The 19,232-nt window shown below is 56.0% G+C and carries 13 protein-coding genes; 6 read left to right on the forward strand and 7 right to left on the reverse strand.

Annotated features, from left to right (window positions below; all coding sequences use genetic code 11):
* The first annotated feature begins 142 nt into the window (after positions 1-142).
* Positions 143-4,519, forward strand: a complete 4,377-nt coding sequence (locus DFP98_RS23775) for a DEAD/DEAH box helicase (RefSeq protein ID WP_246016668.1) — start codon at positions 143-145, stop codon at positions 4,517-4,519.
* A 72-nt stretch (positions 4,520-4,591) separates the two neighbouring features.
* Positions 4,592-4,945: a PH domain-containing protein gene (locus DFP98_RS23780; RefSeq protein WP_220377158.1), complete on the forward strand. Its 354-nt coding sequence runs from the start codon at positions 4,592-4,594 to the stop codon at positions 4,943-4,945.
* 95 nt (positions 4,946-5,040) lie between these two features.
* Here the strand turns inward: DFP98_RS23780 and DFP98_RS23785 are convergent, their stop codons facing one another.
* The 4 genes from DFP98_RS23785 to DFP98_RS23800 all read right to left on the reverse strand — a co-directional run bounded on the left by DFP98_RS23785 (position 5,041) and on the right by DFP98_RS23800 (position 9,590).
* A complete protein-coding gene (locus DFP98_RS23785; RefSeq protein ID WP_116063111.1) occupies positions 5,041-5,682 on the reverse strand; it encodes a metal-dependent hydrolase in 642 nt (213 codons plus the stop codon).
* Between the two features lie 193 nt (positions 5,683-5,875).
* A complete protein-coding gene (locus DFP98_RS23790; RefSeq protein ID WP_116063112.1) occupies positions 5,876-7,024 on the reverse strand; it encodes a Ger(x)C family spore germination protein in 1,149 nt (382 codons plus the stop codon).
* Complete coding sequence (locus DFP98_RS23795) at positions 7,021-8,499, reverse strand: spore germination protein (RefSeq protein ID WP_116063113.1); 1,479 nt, start codon at positions 8,497-8,499, stop codon at positions 7,021-7,023. Before DFP98_RS23795 ends, DFP98_RS23790 begins: the two co-directional genes overlap by 4 nt.
* Entirely contained in the window at positions 8,496-9,590 is a 1,095-nt protein-coding gene (locus tag DFP98_RS23800) for an endospore germination permease (protein ID WP_116063114.1), read from the reverse strand. Before DFP98_RS23800 ends, DFP98_RS23795 begins: the two co-directional genes overlap by 4 nt.
* A 253-nt stretch (positions 9,591-9,843) precedes the next feature.
* On the opposite strand from DFP98_RS23800, the gene DFP98_RS23805 reads away from it, so the two are divergent.
* On the forward strand, positions 9,844-10,944 hold the full coding sequence (locus DFP98_RS23805) for a glucosaminidase domain-containing protein (RefSeq protein WP_116063115.1): 1,101 nt from the start codon (positions 9,844-9,846) through the stop codon (positions 10,942-10,944).
* Here the strand turns inward: DFP98_RS23805 and DFP98_RS23810 are convergent.
* From DFP98_RS23810 to desA, 3 genes are all read right to left on the reverse strand, one after another.
* The gene (locus tag DFP98_RS23810; protein ID WP_116063116.1) at positions 10,937-11,542 is read right to left on the reverse strand and encodes a response regulator transcription factor; all 606 of its coding nucleotides are present in this window, start codon (positions 11,540-11,542) and stop codon (positions 10,937-10,939) included. The two genes, DFP98_RS23805 and DFP98_RS23810, sit on opposite strands and share 8 nt — an antisense overlap.
* Positions 11,539-12,684: a sensor histidine kinase gene (locus DFP98_RS23815; RefSeq protein ID WP_116063117.1), complete on the reverse strand. Its 1,146-nt coding sequence runs from the start codon at positions 12,682-12,684 to the stop codon at positions 11,539-11,541. The genes DFP98_RS23810 and DFP98_RS23815 overlap by 4 nt, the downstream gene beginning before the upstream one ends.
* 92 nt (positions 12,685-12,776) lie before the next feature.
* A complete protein-coding gene (gene desA / locus DFP98_RS23820) occupies positions 12,777-13,841 on the reverse strand; it encodes a Delta(5) desaturase DesA (RefSeq protein ID WP_116063118.1) in 1,065 nt (354 codons plus the stop codon).
* 186 nt (positions 13,842-14,027) lie between these two features.
* On the opposite strand from desA, the gene DFP98_RS23825 reads away from it, so the two are divergent.
* The 3 genes from DFP98_RS23825 (at position 14,028) to DFP98_RS23835 (ending at position 19,140) form a co-directional block, all read left to right on the forward strand.
* A complete protein-coding gene (locus tag DFP98_RS23825) occupies positions 14,028-16,295 on the forward strand; it encodes an ATP-binding protein (RefSeq protein ID WP_246016669.1) in 2,268 nt (755 codons plus the stop codon).
* An 87-nt stretch (positions 16,296-16,382) separates the two neighbouring features.
* Positions 16,383-17,564 carry an MFS transporter gene (locus DFP98_RS23830; RefSeq protein WP_116063119.1) on the forward strand — a complete coding sequence of 394 codons (1,182 nt, stop codon included), beginning with the start codon at positions 16,383-16,385 and terminating at the stop codon, positions 17,562-17,564.
* A gap of 25 nt (positions 17,565-17,589) precedes the next feature.
* Positions 17,590-19,140: an AraC family transcriptional regulator gene (locus DFP98_RS23835; RefSeq protein WP_181917903.1), complete on the forward strand. Its 1,551-nt coding sequence runs from the start codon at positions 17,590-17,592 to the stop codon at positions 19,138-19,140.
* Positions 19,141-19,232: the final 92 nt, after the last annotated feature.

Genomic DNA, 19,232 nt, shown 5'->3' on the forward strand with positions numbered 1-19,232 from the left:
CCGCGTTAAAATTCCCCGCATCGGGGGTGGAGTCGCAAAATATAATCAGTCCAGCCCAGCTCCGAGAAGGGAGGCGAATGTTATACCGTTTCACCCTTTGTTGTCTGAGTGGTTTACCGAGACGTTCGGAGAGCCGACCGACGTGCAGAAACAAGCTTGGCAGGCTATTATGGAAGGCCGCCATACCCTGATCGCGGCGCCGACCGGCTCGGGTAAGACGCTAGCCGCGCTGCTTCCCTGTCTGGATCGAATCGTCAGCGCGAAATCCGCCCCGTCGCCGAGAAACTCCGCATCATCCGCATCAGGCGTGCGAGTGCTGTATATCACACCGCTTAAAGCGCTGAACAACGACATTCATCATCATGCGCTAGGCTTTGTTGAACAGCTGCAGGCACGGGCGGAAGCATGCGGGGCGCAGTGGCCGGGAATTCGCAGTGAAGTGCGCACGGGCGATACGAGCGCAAGCAAAAGGGCGGCCATCCTGAAGCGGCCGCCGGATTTGCTCGTGACGACGCCCGAATCTCTCTATTTGCTGCTGACGTCCGACAAAGGTAGGGCCATTCTGGGCACCGTGGAGCAGGTGATCGTCGATGAGATCCACGATGTCGCTGCGGACAAGCGCGGCGCTCACCTCTCGTTGTCGCTGGAGCGGCTCGTCCATCTCCGCGGAGGTCGGCCGGTCCAACGGATCGGCGTATCCGCGACGCAGAATCCGCTGGAGCGGGTCGCCGCGTTTCTGGGCGGTTGGGAGGAAAACGGGGCGTCAACCGTCTCGAACGACGGACAGTCGGGTTATGCAGCGGAACGCCAGGAGGAGAGGGCGCCTCGTCCGGTTGCGATCATAGAGAGCCGGATGCGCAAGAGCATGGGCGTATCGATTACGATGCCGGACCAGAGTCTGCCTGCCGCGACACGCGAGGCGGTGTGGCTGCCGCTGCTCGACCGCATCATGAAGGCGATGGAGGGCTGCCGCTCTGTGCTGCTGTTCGTGAACAGCCGCAGATTGTGCGAACGGCTCTGTTTGCGGCTGAACGATCATGTCGGCTACGAGATGGCCCGATCGCATCACGGCAGCATCTCGCGGGAGCGGCGGCTTGAAGTGGAGCGACTGCTCAAGGAAGGCAGCCTGCGCTGTATCGTCGCTACGTCATCGCTGGAGCTGGGCATCGACGTCGGTCATATCGACCTGGTTATTCAGCTCGATTCGCCGCTGGAAGCGGCCAGGGGCATCCAGCGCATCGGCCGGGCCGGCCATGGCGTCGGGGAGACGAGCCGCGGCTTGCTGCTGGCGAGGCAGAAGGCCTCGCTGCCCGAGCTGGCCGTACTCGGTCGGCTCATCGCACGCCGCGAGATCGAGGAAATCCGCATTCCCGAAGCGCCGTTGGACGTCCTCACCCAGCATATCGTTGCGATGGTCGCCTCAGAGGATTGGCAGCTTCGCGATCTGCTTGCCGTTATTCGAGGGAGCGACAGCTATCGCGGGTATTCGCTGCATCGGCTGGAAAGCGCTTTGCAGGTTCTATCGGGCTACTATCCGTTCGCCAAGCCGTTGATCGATTGGGATCGCGCCGCAAATCGGTTAACGAAGAGAAGCAATACGGCGATGGCGGCGATAACCGGTGTCGGGACGATTCCGCAGAGCGGCAACTATCCGGTGCACCATCTGGAGAGTCGCGCCCACCTCGGCGAGCTGGACGAGGAGTTTATCCAGGAAAGCCAGGTCGGGGACGTCTTCCAGCTCGGGACGAGCTCCTGGATGATTCGCGAAATTCGCAACGACCGCGTGTACGTTGCCGAAGCCGGCAACCGTTTCAGCGAAATTCCGTTTTGGCGCAACGAGGCGGGCAGCCGTCCCTACGAGCTTGGACAGAAGGTCGGCGCTTTTCTGCGAGAATTGGCCGAGGTGCTTGCCCTGCCGGACGAGGTCGACGAGCGCAGCCAGGAACGTAAGGAGAACGCTTGCGCCTGGCTCGGCGAGCATTATTGTATGGATCGCACTTCGGCCGAACAGCTGATCGAGCTCGTTTCCTCGCAGCACCGCTTCTGCGCGCTGCCGACCGATCGGCAGATCGTAATCGAGCATTATCGCGATGTGATGAACCAGACGCATGTCATCGTTCACAATCTGTGCGGAAGAACGGTTAACCGGGCATGGCTGCTTGCGATCAAACGACAGTTCGAGCAATTGCTGCCCTATCGATTGTATGGCAACGCCAAAGATAACGGAATCGAATTCGTGCTGCCGGAATGGGATGCGTCCTGGCTGCAGGCGATTCGGCAGGTGACGCCGGGCAACGTCGAGTTGCTGCTGACGGAAGCCGTCAGCGGTTCTCCGCTGCTGGGCATCGCTTTTCGCCGCATCGCGGAGAACAGTCTGCTGCTGTCGCGCAGCTTTACCCGCACGCCGCTGTGGCAGAAGCGTCTTCGCAGCGAAGAACTGCTGAGGAGCGCGCTTCCTTATGCGGAAGGGTTTCCGTATTTGCGCGAAGCGATGTCCGAGAGTCTACGCGACTACTTGCGTATCGATCAGCTTAAAGAGCTGCTGACGAAGCTCGTATCGGGCGAGATCGGAATCGTCGTCAAGGAGACGGCCTATCCGTCGCCTCTAGCGGCGCAGTTCATCGCCGATTACGTCAACATGCAGGTATATGAAGGGGACGGACTCGACGAGACGACGCGGCTGCAGCTGCTGAGCATCAGCAAGGAGATGGCTGCGCAAATTTTCGACGAGAACGCGCTTGGCCAGGCCGTCAGCCCGGATGTTATCGAAGCCGAGAGGGTAAGGCTGAACGATCCGGAACAGGCGCCGGCTAACGCGACCGGACTCGCGGCGCTGCTTAAGCAAAGAGGAGACTTGACTTCCGCGGAGATCGTGCGAATAACGGGGGAAGCGGGACTGCGCTGGCTCGGCCAACTGCAGGAGCAGGGCCGCGTATCGGCGGTCGACCTGTCCGGAGACGGGGAAAGCCGCTGGATTTCCTCCGACGAGACGGAGACTTATGCGGTTTTTCCGGAGACGCCGGAATCGGTTATGTTCGTGCTGGGCAGGTATGCGGATAACGTCGTCTCCTTCACGGACGCGGAGCTGTGCGAACGCTATCCCGCGCTTACGCTGTCTAATGCCAAGGAGGCAGTCGAAGAGCTGCTGGAGAAAGGTCTGATCGAGCGAGCTCCGCACGCGGCAAGCGCCGACGAGCGGCTATGGACGAGCGCAAAGGTCGCTTCCCGGCTCGTACGCCTATCGATTCGCCATGCGCGCAGCAAAGCCGAGCCGATTGAGCCGGCTCGCTGGTGCGGGCAGATCGCGCTGCGCCAGCACGCCTGGAACGGGACGCAGCTTCAGGGCAGCGAGGGGCTGCTCGAGGTGATGAAGCGGCTGCAGGGCTTATTTCTTCCGCTCTCTCATTGGGAGACGATTGTGCTGCCGACGCGCTTGACCGGTTATCGCAAGGAGCATCTCGATCTGCTGTGCGCATCGGGCGAGCTGATCTGGATCGGCCGCAAGGAAGAAGGAGACAAGGAAGGTAAAGTCGCCTTCTTCCTGACGGACTCGAAGCCGCTCTATTCCGCCTTTCTCGAGGAGGCGAAGCCTTCCAAGCATCCAGAGCTGCTGAAGCGGATTGAGGCGGACGGAGCCAGCTTCTTGACGCGTCTTAGCCGCGAACTGGACAAGACGCCATCGGAGCTGCTGGCTGATCTGATGGATCTGGCGTGGGAAGGCCGCGTGTCCAACGATCAGTTCGCTCCGCTGCGGCTGCAGGTCGGAACGGTCAAGCCGAAGCAATGGGAACGGGCGGGATCGGGGCAGGGAAGATGGTATGCGACAAGCTCCCTGCTCGACCCAGGCGAAGCGCGATCCCCTGACCCGGACAAGTCCGGTGCGGAGCAGCAATCGCCCGTGCTCGTATGGACGCATCATCTCCTCAACGTCTATGGACTGATTAACAAAGAGCTGGTGGCAAAAACGGCCCCTTATTCTTGGGATCTCTTTTACCCGACGCTCAAAAGGCTGGAGGAATGGGGCGTTTTGACGCGCGGAGCGTTCGTCAAAGGCGCTTCGACGCTGCAATTCACGACGCGCGAACAGAGCGAATCGATTCGTCAGCCGCTGCCGGATGCCGCAGAGCCCGCCTTATCGGTGCTGTCCTCGGCGGACCCCGCCATACCGTTCGGCCTGCTGATGGATTGGCCGCAAGGGAAGGGCGGGGCGAGCTATGCGCGCAAGCCGGGCAACTTCCTGGTCATGCAGGGAGACCGCTGGCTGTTCTGGATCGAAAACAACGGGAAGCGGGTGTTCGAAGCGCCGGGAGCGGACGGGTTGCAGACCGAACAGGCTGAGGATAGGCAGGCTGCGATGCTGCTCTATGCGCTTCATGCCATCATTCGCAGCCGCAAGCTCGTTAAGATTAAGGTCGACAGCTGGAACGGCCTGCCGATCCTGGAGACGGGACAGGGGCGGCGACTGGTCGGCCTTGGTGGCGAGAAGGACATGCGTTCTCTCGTATTCTGGTCGAAATAGGGGAAGCCAAGAAGCCGCGCATCGTGTACAATGAGGGGGAAGAGTTCATCCGATTTCATGGGAGAGATGGCCTTGCAGAACGAGAACGTGCTTTGGGAAGGGAAGCCTTTCAACTTCGGATTCCCTAGCTTCACGCATTACCGGATTACCGAGCGCAGAATCGTCGTGGAGAAGGGGATTTTCACGAAACGCCGGGAAGAAATCCAGCTGTACCGCATCAGGGATATTACCTTGAAGCGCAATCTGCTTGAAAGAATGCTGAAAATCGGGGATATTACCGTCCTCTCCACCGATACGACCTCGCCAAGCTATTTGCTTCGCAATATACGGGACAGCGTCACCGTATCGGACTTGCTGGGGCAGGCCGCCGAGACCGCGCGGTTGAAGTTCAGAGCTCAGGAGCTTACGGAAATCCAAGTGCAGTAAACCGGGAAGGGGCTGCGCCGAGATCATCTCGATCGATGATCAGGCGCAGCCCCTCTTGCATTGTGCCGTCAATTCAGGTTCAGCCTCTACAGCTCTCAACGAAGCTTAATCGGCTTCTTGTAGAGCGGATACAGCCACTTGACGCCGCTTGGGGTCATTGTATCCGTTAGCAGATGCGAAGCATAGCCGGCGATCGCAACGGCGGTCACTCCCTCGACTCCCGATTGCTGCTCCAGCCCCCAGCCGATCGCACCCCAGCCGATCAAAGCCCAAATCGTATGCGTCATTCCCCGATGCTTCAGCCATGGAGCCCAGGCGACGAATACGCCCAAGCCGCTGAGCCAGGCGTACCCGTACACCCAGCCGCAAGCAAACAGGGCGCCACCGATCAGACTGACGATCGCATTGCGGATGACCCCTTTCTTGGCGACCAGGCCGAGCAGGAACGCGGAAATCGCACAAGCGGCATACACGGGATCGAAGCGACCGGGAACGACAACTACATACGCCAGCCCCGCCATAAGCAGCAGCCCCGCGACCAGCATCGCATTTCTCAGCCATTGCGAGAGCTTCGTAATTTTACGGCTGAGTATGCTTGGTCCGTCGAGATCGGCGCTTAAGGCGGACAGTCCGGCGACGGAGAAGAACAGTGCGGCGTTGTTTGGACTAAACGGATAATAAGCGCAGGCCACCGCGCCGATCGCGCAGCCGATGGCCAGATGTGTCGTGCCCTTCATTCATTCCTCCGCAGGCTGATCATGTTGTAAGCCTATGCCGTCACGCTCGCAAATAAGCTTAAGCAAACATATGTTTGCTTAACTATTATACAAGCTGATGAGAGACGGGGCAACCTGCGCGAGATGAAGAAATCCGGGCGCGACGTTCTCGTACGATTGCTCGCGTTGAGTCTCGCCGATCCTTTCGCTACGATCAGTCGTATCTGCCCTTGTACTTCCCGGTGTTGCGAATATCGATTTTAATCACGATTTTGCGAATGCTGTCCTTGCTTATCAGCAGCTTGTCGTTTTTACGCAACTGGTGCCATTTCTTAGAATGGTTGCGATAAAGCGTCTCTTGAAGTTTAAGCACATCAACCTGCTTGGCCAGACCGTTGCGAAAGCTGCGCATAATCTCATCGCGCACAGCTTCTTCTCCGAGCCGCTCCAGCTCTTCGATACTGATGTTCTCGTTCAACTGATCCAACGTCGCATCCAGTTTCAGACTCAGGTCGAACACCGGCTGTCCGTTTATCACATCGGACTCGACATGATAAGACGGCTTGATAAGAACAAGAGACGCTTTCGGCTTGCCCTCGGCAGGAACTCGGATTAAGGAGCGCTTCAATTCTCTCTGCGTCCAGCGCGTGCCCGCAAGCTCGTCCTCGGATAGCCAGGCGATCGCTTTCTTGTTGCGGAAGAAGAACGCTCCGTCGATCGTCAGCATCGTCTCCGGCTTCTGATCCTGCTGCCATACGTCCCGGTTAATCGCGATCGACGGCAGCATGACGGCTTCGGCCGGCTCGGTAATTTCCGCGATGACCCGGTTGCTTGTCTTCGGCACGATGAAGGAGCGCTGAGAGAACGTTTGCTCCGGCGTGAACATGATCGTATCCAGCGGAGACAGATGGAAAATCGATTTCTGTATGAACAGATCGGGCAGCTTCTCGCGCGTACCGAAAACGAGAATGTTGTAGCGGATTTCCCCAAAACGGTTGGCCGCATTGTACGCTTCCTCGACACCGTGGCGCAGCAATCTTTCCGAGCATACGATCGTTTTGACATGCCCCCAGAAAATGCGCATTTGCGAGGTCGCATAAATAGAGGAAAGCGATTCGCTCAGCGTTGCCCCTATGCCTTTGGCAATCCATACCGGCAGAGGTTTGCCGATTTGCATCGTCTCGTTGCGTCCGACGTTGGTAAAGTTCAGAAATTGAACGTAAGTAATGTACTTTCCATCTTCGAAGTCGAGTCCGATCGCGGTCGCGTAATCCATCGTTTGAATATCCTTGGAGTTCCAGCAGGCGGTCAGCGACAGCAGCACGATTGCCGCAGCAGCGGCCTTCCCCACTTTGCGAATCATTTCTCGTCACCGTGGTGGTCGGGATCGATCGGATGGAGCGCGCCCGGACGCTTCCTCAAGCGACTCCAGGGCACGCGTAAGTAGGAATCCGCCAAATCCTTGACATTAAGCGGGGACATCGGCGCCAGGTAAGGCACTCCGAACGAATGAAGCCTCGACAGGTAGGCGATGAACAAAATCAGACACAGAATCAAGCCGTACATGCCGATCAACGACGAGACGAGAAAAATACCGAAACGGATGACGCTGACGATCGTACTGAGCGATTGGTTGACGAGCGTGACCGAGGTGACTGCGGTGATCGCGCCAACGACGACAACGGAGGGGGACACAAGGCCGGCTCGAATCGAAGCGTCTCCGATAATAAGCCCGCCGACGACTGTTAACGTCTGCCCGATCGAGCTCGGAAGCCGCACGCCCGCTTCCCGGAAAATTTCCATCAGCGTGAGCAGAATGAACATTTCGATCTGCGCGGACATCGGCAATCCGAGCCTGGCGCCGGCGATCGTAGCCATCATCCGAAACGGAATCTGGTCCTGATGGAAAGCGACGAGAGCCACCCATAAACCGGGCAACGAGATGGAGAGGAACAGGCTGATATGCCGGACGATGCGCGCGAACGAAATGTAGGTATAGTTGAAATGCACGTCCTCCGGAGACTTCATCAGCAGCGATAAGCCCGCCGGACCGATCAGCACCATCGGAATGCCGTCTACGATCAGAATGAACCGCCCGGCCAAAAGACTGCTGACGACATAATCCGGCCTTCCCGTTAACGCGAACGTAGGGAAGACCGAATATTTGGAGTCCGCCATCTTTTCCTCCAGTTGGTTAATGCTGTACAGCCCGTCGATATCGATCTGAGTGATCCTCTTGTGCACTTCCCGCAAAATTTCCGGCGACAAAATATCCTTGAAATAGATTAACCCGACTTTCGTTTTCGTCCTTCTGCCGAGCGTATATGTTTCGTAATTCAAGCTGGAGCTGCGTATCCGCTTGCGAATAAGCGCCACGTTCACGACGAGATCTTCCGTAAATCCGTCCTTGGGCCCTTTGATCGAAATTTCCGTGTTGGATTCTTCCGGAGTCCGCTGCGGGCGATTACAGATATTCATTTTGTACATGCGTCCGCAATCCGTGAACAGGAGCAGCACGTCCCCTTGGAACAAATACTCGGCGACAACGTCTCCCGGTTCATCGGGTTTCACTTCGATAAGAGGCAGTCCTCCCGAGTAACCCTTCGTTTTCATTGCGAAGGACCCATCCCCTAAATAGAACTGCTTTAGCTGGGGAAGGAGAACTTGGCCGAATTGAGAGGTATCGCACAGGCCTTCCGCATAAACCATCACAACCTCGGAGGCAGGCTGATCGGTCAGCTTGCAAGGCATAATCTGCACGTCCGCAGAATTCACGAATAAATCGCGCAGCTTCTTTTCGTCCCATTCAGACTCTTTTTTTGAAGATTGCCGTCTCATGCTGCTCCTCCTTTGGCCGGTTTGGCAAACCACGATATGGACATCCAACAGAACGAGGCGGACAGGGCTACGATCAGAGAAATCGGAAAGTAGTACCGATACATCCACAAGTAGAAGGCGTACTCGTTAATCGGAAAAATGGACAGCGCGACATAGCTGAGCGCAATCAGCATAATGAATCGGTTCCGCAGCTCGTTCCGACGAATTCTTAGCAGATCGAGCACAAGGAAGATGGACAAGCTGATCCTTACGCATGCGCCGGCCAGCCATTGATAGATAGAGAAAAAGTCGACATGCTCCACATAAGAGCCCAGCTTGACGAGCCTCCACTGCTCGTATGGCGATACCGTCTGCTTTGCCGCTTCGCTCGGCCCGAACTCCGTAATGCCTCCGATTAACGGACCCATCATGATATACACCATTAACGCTCCGTACACCATCAAGGCCCACGGCTTCACTTTTTTCTGCAGATGCTGCTTCATGGCGATCAGCGTTAAAATCTCGACAAAACCGCCGCCCGCATAGATCATGCCTTGCAGAACCGGGTTAACTCCGAATTCCAAATAGGGCTTCAGCAGGTTGAAATCTTTCTGCGGATAATTCGATATGCCCGCGAACGAGCCGAGAATAATCACGAGCGGCAGCAGAATGCCGGACATGATCGCGATTACGCGCAGCCCCCAGCTTGCATAGAGCGCGCAAAATCCGGTCAGAATCAAAGCGAGGATCACCTTCGGCGTGCCGGGAAGATAGTTGGTGATCGTCCAGGTCGCCGAATGGATGACTGTCATCGCACCGATCATATAAAGCTGGATGCAGAGCGGCAGCGTCAACGCCCATGCGAGAATCGGATTCGTTTTCTCCGCAAGCCACGGGTGCAGCGCCATACTCCCGGACCTTCTCATAAATAGAGCCAGCAGCAAGCACCACGGGATGAACAGCACGCCGGCGGCGATAACCGCAATCCAAGAGTCGCGCCCGGATGCATCCAGAAGCATCGGATTTACGATGACGTGGTTGGTTAAACCGTTCGTCAGCATGAGAATCGTGCAAGCTTGGAAAAAGTTGATCGATCCGTTCGAACTCTTCAAGTCGAGACCACCTAAACAGTTGGTAATGTTTGCAACAAAGCTATTATGCGCGATACCGCTCTTTTCTATGTCAGAGCCTTCCGGCCGTTTCCAGTATCAGCCTCTGCCGGCCTGGAATATGAAAATTTTCTAATCGACAAATTAACAATTAATCTTCGCTGAAAGAATGACAAGCTTTTCATCCGCATATATGTACAATCAAACCGATAACTAACGGCTGCCATCACCAAATTGACGGAAGAGGTGTATCCGGATGGTTAGGGAAACTATTCGTAAATGGGTCGCATACATCATAGGAGCGGCATTAACGACGATTGTAGGAATCAGCTGTCTAACGGCAACAGCGCCGGTTGGTCCCGCCTCGCCGGCGGCATCTAGCTTATCCGAAGCGGACTGGAAAGCCGATTTCGCATTGCCCGCCGCGACGGCTGTCGAGTCTCAGGTCGCTACCGAGGAGCTTTCGTTCGAATACGAAGCGCCAAACCCTCCGGATCGGTTCCAGTCCGCGGTCGTCTCCGCGACCGTAGCCGACATCGCCAAAAATCCCTACAAGGAAGTACATATCGCGGCCTCCGCAAAGCCGCAAACGCAGGTTTACGAAGTGACGGCTTATTTTCTTAACGTCAGAACGAATGCTTATCCGAAATCGAAAATCAAATCGGTAGTGGCGAAAGGAACGCGGTTGGAAATCGTCGGCAAGACGACGGAAGGCTGGCTTAGAATTAAGGGCGGGGGTTACGTGCATGGAGATTATGCGAACCTCGTAGAGGATGCGTCCGTTTCTGAAGACAAACCGAAGGCGGTGGAGGCGGGGACGGAGACGATCCCGACGGAGCCGGCAGCGCTAGCAGCGCCAGCGACGGAACCTGTTCAGACAGAGGAAGAGGCGGAGGAGCAGAACAAAGTCCCTGTGGTGCCGACCTCCAAAGTAGAGACGGAATCCGGACTGTCGGAAGAGGATATCGCGCGGATTTTTAAAGGCACGGATCTGGCGGAGCAAGGGCTGGAGGAAGCAATATTAGAGGTGGAGAAGATGTACGGGATCAACGCTTTGTTCACGATTGCCGTCATGAAACTGGAGAGCGGCAACGGCAGCAGCCGATTGGCCAAAAATAAAAACAATCTGTTCGGATTAAACGCGACGGGTCCCGATCCCCATCGCAAGGCGTTCGCCTTCGAAACGAAGGGGGACAGCGTCAAAAAATTCGGACAGCTGTTAGCCGACAAGTACGTCGACAAAGGCTATACGACGATCGAGAAAATCGCGACTAAGTACTGCCCGGCAAACTCCAAATGGCCGAGCCTGGTCAAAACGATTATGAAGAAGGACTACAAGAAGCTCAACATCATTTGAACCAGCCTTTCTCGGTGAATTTTTTGATCGCCTCGACCCGGTTGCTGACGGCTAGCTTGTCGAGGATGACGGAAATATAGTTTCGTATCGTGCCCGTCGTCAGGAACAGCTCAGTCGCGATTTCCTTCGTGTTTTTACCGTCGGCGATCAGTCCGAGCACTTCCTTCTCGCGGTCGGTAAGCGGGTTGCCCTGATGTTCCCGGTAAGCTTCGTCGACTAGCTCCGGCGCATAGACGCGACGGCCGGCTAGCACGCTGCGGATCGTGCTGGCAAGCTCCTCGCTGGGGCTGTCCTTAAGCAGGTAACCTACGACTCCGGCTTTAATGGCGCGTTCGAAATAGCCGGTACGGGCGAACGTCGTCAGAATAATGACTTTGCAGTCCGATTCCTTTAGCTGCTCGGCGGCTTCCAGACCGCTGAGACCGGGCATCTCGATGTCCATAATGCAGACGTCCGGCCGGAGCTGGCGCACGAGCTCTACCGCTGCCGCGCCGCTCGACGCCTTGCCGACGACTTCCATGTCGTCCTCCAAGTCGAGCAGGGAGCCGAGGGCTCCAAGCAGCATGCGTTGGTCTTCGGCGATAACGATTCGAATCATGGCAATTCCTCCTTGATGGTTCGCTGCACAATTTGCGGGATCGTCGCAACGATGGCCGTGCCTTCGCCGATCACGATCTCCAATGTTCCGTTGACGAATTCCAGTCTTTCTTTCATGCCTTGAAGGCCGTGGCCTTGTCTGAAATTGAGTCGTTCCGGCCGACTGGCGCCGTTATCGCGAACCTCCATAACGACTACGGTGTCGCTCTGTCGGAAGCCGACCGCGCACTCTGTCGCTCCGCTGTGTTTGACAACATTGTTGACCGCTTCCTTCAGGCACATGCTCAGCACATTTTCCGTCAGCAAGGAAACGCCTTGCAGCGCAGGATCGCCTTGCAGCTTAAATTCGATTTGCGCTGCGAGCAAAATTTGCTTGATTCGCTCCAACTCGTCCTCCAAACGTGTGCCTCTCATCTCCGAGACGAGCATGCGGACTTCTTGAAGCGCGGTTCTGGCCGTATGCTGGACGTCTTTGATCTCAGCCCGCGCGCGTTCGGGGTTGGCGGAGACCAATTTGTGCGCGAGATCGCTCTTGAGACCGATCAGCGACAGCTTCTGCCCAAGCGTATCGTGCAGATCGCGAGCGATGCGCTGACGTTCCTCCAGCTTGACCAGCTCGGCGATACGCTGGTTGGCGTCTTTGAGCTGCTCCTGCAGAGCGTCCTGCTTGTTGCGATTGTAGCTGCCGAGAGGGAGCAGAATGACGCCGAGCAGACTAATCAGGATAAACGGCGTCTGCGTAATGAAGAACTTGTCCTGCATAATGAAACCGACGTTAACGGCGATCAGGCTCGTGGCGATATGAATCGTATACAGTGTAATAAATCCGGCTTTGTTCTGAACGTTGCCGATGAAGAACGCCAGGAAGAAGGCGAAATAAGCATAGCTGAACAGCACCGTCATCGCGATCGAGATGGCGATCTGCACGCCTATCCCAACGTAAACCGGCCAACCTTTGGCACTCAAGGTCAGCCGATAGCAGAAGAAGAACAGTACGATCATCAGAATGCCCGCGGCGATCTCCAGATTCGACGATGAACGGAAAATAAAATAGAAGGGCAGTATGCAGAACATCAGCCATACGTATGGGCTGATTCCGGTCGTTTTCGGGAAAATCTGAAATCTTCTAAGTTTTCTGTACATCTGTGGTTACGCTCCTATTGGCAATAACGCTCCATTAATCGGCAAGGGCCTTCTCACGGTTATTTTACCATAAGAAGGCCGTAGGTTGGCGGTTATGCGACTTCGTTGTCCGGCGCGGCTTTCGGCGTCCGTCCTGCGGCCGAGGCGCTGGTCCGGGAAGCTTGTAGCAGATGTTTAATCTGCCCGAACGTAACGAAATCTTTCTTTTGTTCGTCCCACAGCTTGAATTTCACTGCGGCAAAGCTTGACTTCAGCGTGACCGTCGTCGCGTGCTGCAACGGAGGGACGGACTCGTGCGCTTTTTCCAGCAAATAGTTAGGCACTCTCGGGCTTAGATGGTGAACATGATGAAACCCGATATTGCCGGTCAGCCATTGCAACGCCTTCGGAAGCTTGTAGTACGAGCTGCCCTCGACGGCGGCCTTGACGTAGCTCCATTCCGCATCGTGCTCGTAATACGTCTCCTCGAATTGATGCTGCACATAGAACAGCCAAATACCCGCTGCGCCGGACAGCCAGAAGATCGGAAGCTGTACCAGAAGGAATGCTTGCCAGCCGAGCGCCCAGATGAGAACGCCGTACACTGCTACAATGCCAAGGTTGGTGATCCATGTATTCACTCGTTCGGCGCGTCGCGCCCCTTTGCGATTAAAACGATATTCGATCAGGAAGACGGCGAACGGGCCGATTCCGAACATGACGATCGGGTTGCGGTACAGGCGGTAGTAAAATCTCGTCCATCTCGACGCTTCGAGATATTCGTCAGTGGTCATCAGCCACATGTCTCCTATGCCGCGCTTGTCGAGATTGCTGCTCGTGGAATGGTGGATGGAATGGCTATGCTTCCATTGATGGTAAGGGAACAGCGTCATAATTCCCGTGAGCGTTCCGAGAATCTCGTTCGCCTTGCGGCTTCTGAAGAACGATTGATGACAGCAGTCGTGAAAAAGGATGAAGATGCGGATCAAGAAACCGGACGCCAACAAAATAAAAGGCAAAGAAAGCCAATAGGATACGGACAGGCTCAGATAGGCCGCCGCCCAGAGTAGAATAAACGGCGGAATCGTATTGATCAGCTGCAGTAGACTGGCTTTCGTGATCGGCTTTTCATAAGGAGAGACGCTTTTCTTTAATTGTGCTGTGTTTGAAGTGGCCATATGATCCTCCTTACGCAAGTTTATAATCTTATTGTAGAAGGAGAACGGGCCGGACGTTAGTCATAAGTGTCAGTATTCGAACATGACAAATGTCATGTCAGAAGGCGAATTTTTACATTCAGAAAGAGGAATCCGTCGAACGATGTCTAAATGTAATAGGATCAACTGGATCCGGAGGCAAGGCTCGTGTCGATTAAAGTCAAGCTTTCGCTGCTGATCTCCTTGATCGCAACGATTATTTTAGCGCTAAATATATCGATTTACTATTACTCGTCCAAGAATGAGATGGAGAACAGTTTGAGGCAGGAGATGCTGACGATCGCCAAACAGATCGGAACGAATCTGGACGCTGCGGAGAAATCGATGAGGCTGATGGAGTCCATCATCGGGGAAAAGCTGCGGACGGTCGCCATATCCGCTCAGAGTGCGTTAAATCCGCGGATTGAGAACGTCGGCAACGAGCAGTTGGCGGAGCTCAGCCGCAAGCTCGGAGTAGATCATATTTCGCTGTGGAAACGAGGGGACGGCGACATCAAAGTGTTCCGTTCGTCCGATCCGATGGAGCTGAATATGGGCTCAAAAACGATGGACTACTGGTACAGGGCGTTTAACCAGCTGCTCGACGACCGCCAAGTGACGATCGAGCAGGGGCAGAAGCTGGATCACTATTGGTCGGGGCCGTATCAGTACGCATCCTCCGATCCCGATCGGGTGCATAAATGGGGCTATTACTACGACGGAACGACCGACTACATTATTAACCCCTACGTCAATGCGCAGGTATTTCTCGATTACGAGAACAAAATCGGAACAAACGCGCTTATCCGCAGCGTCATGTCCGGCAACGAGGGCATCTTGGCGATTACGGGCTTCGATCCTAAGTTTTTCGGCAAACCCGAAATTGTCAAGCTGAAGAAAGGCAGGCCGGTACGCAATCTTGACGTTCGGGACGTGCCATTCGGCATATACGCCTATGCGGACAAGGAACAGGACGTCGAATTCGTCCTGCGGGCGGCGGGGACCGGAGAAGTATCCACGGCCAGATTCAAAATAGACGGCAAAGAAGTCATCAAAAGCTTCATTCCGCTGCAGAACGAGAAGCACTACGTCGTCAGCGTCATTTTCGATTACGGATCGATCAAGGAAGCTTTGAACCGCCAGCTGTTTCTGCTTATGTTTATTTCCGCAGGCTTGCTCGTGCTGGTCTGGACGACCAGCTATTTCATCTCCGGGGCGATGATCAGACCGCTTCGGCATATCGTCGATTACGTCAATGAGATCGCGGTCGGGCGCTTCGGGAGAAAGATTGAAACGCGCGCCCGCGACGAGCTCGGCACGCTGTCGCTGCGGGTGAATGCGATGGCGGACAACCTGCAGACGTACATGGGCAAGCTGCAAGATTCGGCGGAGGAGCTCAGAAGTACGAAGGAGTACTTGGAGTCGTTCGTCAACCATACCTCGGACGCCATTCTCGTCACGGATCTGCAGGGAGCGGTTAAGCAGGCGAACCAGGCGTTCGGCGCGATCTATGGCTGGAACCCCGAGGACGTTCTCGGCCGGGAGCCGTCGATCATTCCGGACGAGCTGAAACCGGAGAATGAGGCGATCCGCGTCCGCGTAGCGACAGGGGAATCGGTTACCGGCTTCGAGACGGTTCGGCTTGCGAGGGATGGGAGCCGCATCGACGTCAGCATCACGGTATCGCCGATTCGCAACGATCGCGGAGAGGTGGTGGCGATCGCGGAGATTTCGCGGAACATAACGGCGCGGAAGCAGACGGAGGAAGTGATCCGCCGCACGGAGAAGCTGTCGGTCATCGGGCAGTTGGCCGCCGGCGTGGCGCACGAAATCCGCAATCCGCTAACGACGCTGCGCGGTTTCGTTCAATTGGGGCAGAAGCAGGGCTCGCTTTCCAACGCGTATTTGGACATCATGCTTCCCGAGCTTGAGCGGATCAACTTGATCGTCAGCGAATTTCTCGTGCTCTCCAAGCCGCAGATCAGCCAATTCAGACCGACCGAGCTGTCGGAGCTGCTCTGCGACTTGATTTCGCTGCTGGAGCCGCAGGCGAGCCTTGTGAACGTTCACTTCCGGACTAGCTTCGCGGATAACGTGCCTCCGATCGTCTGCGACGGCAATCAGCTCAAACAGGTATTTATGAACGTGATTAAAAACAGTCTGGAAGCGATGGAGGAAAACGGCGGAGAAATTGCCATCGATCTGTCATGCGACGGGGCGAACGCAGTCATTCGGGTAGCCGATCAAGGTCGGGGCATCGCGAAGGAGCATTTGACCCGGCTCGGGGAGCCTTTCTTCACTAGCAAAGCTTCCGGCAACGGACTTGGCCTGATGGTCAGCCAGCGAATAATCGCGAATCACAAAGGCAAGATGAGCTTCAGCAGCAAGCCGGGAATCGGAACATGCGTGGAAATTCGGTTGCCGGTTGTAGCTTAAGCCGGAAAAGCTGTTTGCTGTTTAAGGCTGCTTCTTGTTGAGCAAAAGTTAGAGCGTTTTTATTTTGGGCGGGGAGCGCGCAAGAAAATGAGCATTGCATCCGATTTTAGGCAATTTATTAGAATCCGTTGGGCATGGGCGCTTGTTGCGGCCATGTTTCTGTACGGCATCGGCGTCGGCGTGCTCGCGCCGATGAATGCCGTATATATGAAGGACGGCATAGGACTGACCAAGCTGCAGATTACTTGGGTGTTCAGCAGCTCGCTGCTGCTGAATATGCTGCTTACGGTCGCGGTAGGCTTGTTCAGCGATCGGCTGAGAAGGCGCAAGGCGATTCCGATGACCGCTGCGGCCTTATGCGCGTGCGGCCTGCTGCTCTACATGCGCGCGGACAGCTTTGTACCGGCGCTGCTCGGCATGGCGCTAGCCAGCGCGCCTTCGGGCATGATCATGGGGCAAATGTTCGCGATGGCCCGCAACCATTACACGCGCTGGGCTCCGAATATCGTTGAGATCTCGCAGCTATGGCTAAGGGCGACGTTCAGCGTCGGCTTTTTCACCGGTCTGCTCGTCGGCGCGAATGTCTATTTGTTCGCGTCCTTTCGAGGCGTGCTATGGGGCAATCTGCTCGGCTATGCCGCGCTGTTCGCGCTTCTGCTGCTGTATCGGGAGGTGGAGACGGAGCCTGGAACGAAACGAACGGCGGGAGGAGAGCCTTATTCTCTAGCGATGCTCATTGCGCTGCTCTTGCTGTCATGCGCCGATGCGATTCGCGGACTGTACTTGCCGCTTGTCGTCAGCGGGAAGTTCGGAGACCCCCGTTACGCATCTTATTTATGGAGCGCTCAGGCGGTATTCGAGCTGCTGTTCATGACGGTGGCCGGTTACTGGGCGGCGAAGTACGGCAGCAAACGGTTGATTCTGTATGCCGCCGCAGGCGCCTTCGTAACCTATATCGTCTACGCGCAGACGGACTCGCTGGCCGTTTATTTTACGATGCAGCCGATTTACTCCTTCTTCGTCTCCGTTCTGCTCGGAGTGGCGATGGGGTATGTGCAGAGAATGTTTATTCACCGGGCGGGCTTCGGAGCCAGTCTGTACGTGTTTATCACCCAGACGGCAGCGCTTGTCGGCTACATGCTGCCGCTAGTCGTTCCCGGAATTTCTGCGGACATCTTCTACATTCCCGCCGGGCTTGTTCTCGTTTCCGTAGCGATCCAGTGCGTCGTATTGCTCAAGGAGAGAGCGGTCGGCTACAATAAGGCATAATCCGATGTACAGGGGAGATTCAGACATGCACAGGGTAGGCTTCGCGCCGCTTCAATACCAGGGCTCCGCCGAGCTTCCGCTTGCTGGAGGGGAACAGCTCCTTCTGCCGGCTCATGCTTGCGATCGGTTCGGCGTCTGTCTCTATTCCGATCTTCAGGCTTCGTTGGACGACCTTCATGGTCGCGCAATTCGTATTCCGGCCGGGGAGCTGTTCCATCTGCCCGCAGGCCGCCCAGTTGCGATTGCGTCGAATGCTTCCGGGCGCGCGACTTTGCTGCTGGTGGCCTTCAGCGGACTCGTACGGCAAAGGGAGTCATCCGGTAAAAGGACCTCGGCCGGCATTGTGAGCTTTCGCTTCCCGCAGATGAAGAACTGGGTATCCGAATTCGCCGCGGCGTCTGCGGAAGAGCTTGATTTGCCAGACTACTACTTGGCTCAAGCGCGACTGTATGCTCTTGCCTCCGCCTATGCGAATGCTCGCCGCAGCCCGACGGGCGAAGAATCCGCGCTAAACGATTATTTGGAGCAAACGAGGCAAAGAATCAGAGACAACTACGACGCGGCGTTGGATATGGAGGAGTTGGCGAGAAATTCGGGCGTCGGCTCCAGCCGCTTTTACAAAATGTTTCGCAAGATGACGGGATTAAGCCCGCTCAAGTATTTAATCACGAGAAGGCTGAACGCATCGCTGCGCCTTCTGTCCGATCCGAATGTGAGCGTGACGGAAGCGGCTCATTCGGTCGGCTATCCGGACGAATATTATTTCAGCAGGCTGTTCAAGAAGCAGATGGGGCTGACGCCGACAGACTACGCGTCGCGGGCGCAATTATCGGTCGCCGCTCTTAGTCCGATTTTCCGCGGCGACCTGGCCGTGCTCGGCATTGTCCCATGCGTCGCGCTGCCGAGAGACTGGGATTTGGATATGGAAAACAGGGACGGTTATTTGCGCGAAATCCGCGAGGCTAAGCCCGATCGGATGTTAACGGGGCCGCTGCCGGACGATTTGATTGCCGAACTGCGCCTAATCGCGCCGTTGACCGTATATGCTTGGCACGAGCATTCATGGAAGAAGCGCTTGGCGGACTTCTCGCAGCTGCTCGAATTAGAGAGCGTGGCGCAGCGCTGGTTGGCCGACTTCGATCGCAAAACCGACAACGCCAGACAGCATGTCGAGGAGCGGCTGCAGAAGACGCCGTTTCTAATCGTCGGCGTACGGGAAGGAAATTTCCGCGTTTATGGCAAACTGAGGCGAAAATTCACCGATCTGCTCTACGACGAGCTCCATTTCCAGTCGCCGTCTGCGGCGGACGAGATCGGATTCCTCGACCAGTCGGCTATTGCGGACGTAATCGGGCTGGGTGCCGATCATGTGCTGTTTCTGATCGAGTTTGCGGCGAGTGACGCGTACTGCGCTTCGCTTGAGCGGCAATGGAAGGATGCGTCCGGCTCTGCCGGAGGGGAGAGGCGCTGCTTGTTCATTCGGCTCGGCGAGCCGTTCGTCTACAACGCGGAAATGCATGAACGGCTTGTCGACCAGATCGTCGATTATTTGTTTGCTTCCGAGAGCGCAAAATAGAAATGTCCATGAGAGAAATCGAAATGTCCATTCCGGTTTCTCTTTTTTTATGTAAAATGATAAAGGTATTATGCAAATGAGAATCATTATCA

It is taken from the genome of Cohnella phaseoli, from assembly GCF_003386235.1.
Classification (GTDB): domain Bacteria; phylum Bacillota; class Bacilli; order Paenibacillales; family Paenibacillaceae; genus Cohnella; species Cohnella phaseoli.

Excerpts from the sequence above, each read along its gene's own strand:
- DFP98_RS23785 (WP_116063111.1), bottom strand. The coding sequence starts at position 5,682 with ATGAAGGGCACGACACATCTGGCCATCGGCTGCGCGATCGGCGCGGTG.
- DFP98_RS23790 (WP_116063112.1), bottom strand. The coding sequence starts at position 7,024 with ATGATTCGCAAAGTGGGGAAGGCCGCTGCTGCGGCAATCGTGCTGCTG.
- DFP98_RS23795 (WP_116063113.1), bottom strand. The coding sequence starts at position 8,499 with ATGAGACGGCAATCTTCAAAAAAAGAGTCTGAATGGGACGAAAAGAAG.
- DFP98_RS23805 (WP_116063115.1), top strand. The coding sequence starts at position 9,844 with ATGGTTAGGGAAACTATTCGTAAATGGGTCGCATACATCATAGGAGCG.
- DFP98_RS23810 (WP_116063116.1), bottom strand. The coding sequence starts at position 11,542 with ATGATTCGAATCGTTATCGCCGAAGACCAACGCATGCTGCTTGGAGCC.
- DFP98_RS23815 (WP_116063117.1), bottom strand. The coding sequence starts at position 12,684 with ATGTACAGAAAACTTAGAAGATTTCAGATTTTCCCGAAAACGACCGGA.
- desA (WP_116063118.1), bottom strand. The coding sequence starts at position 13,841 with ATGGCCACTTCAAACACAGCACAATTAAAGAAAAGCGTCTCTCCTTAT.
- DFP98_RS23830 (WP_116063119.1), top strand. The coding sequence starts at position 16,383 with ATGAGCATTGCATCCGATTTTAGGCAATTTATTAGAATCCGTTGGGCA.
- DFP98_RS23835 (WP_181917903.1), top strand. The coding sequence starts at position 17,590 with ATGCACAGGGTAGGCTTCGCGCCGCTTCAATACCAGGGCTCCGCCGAG.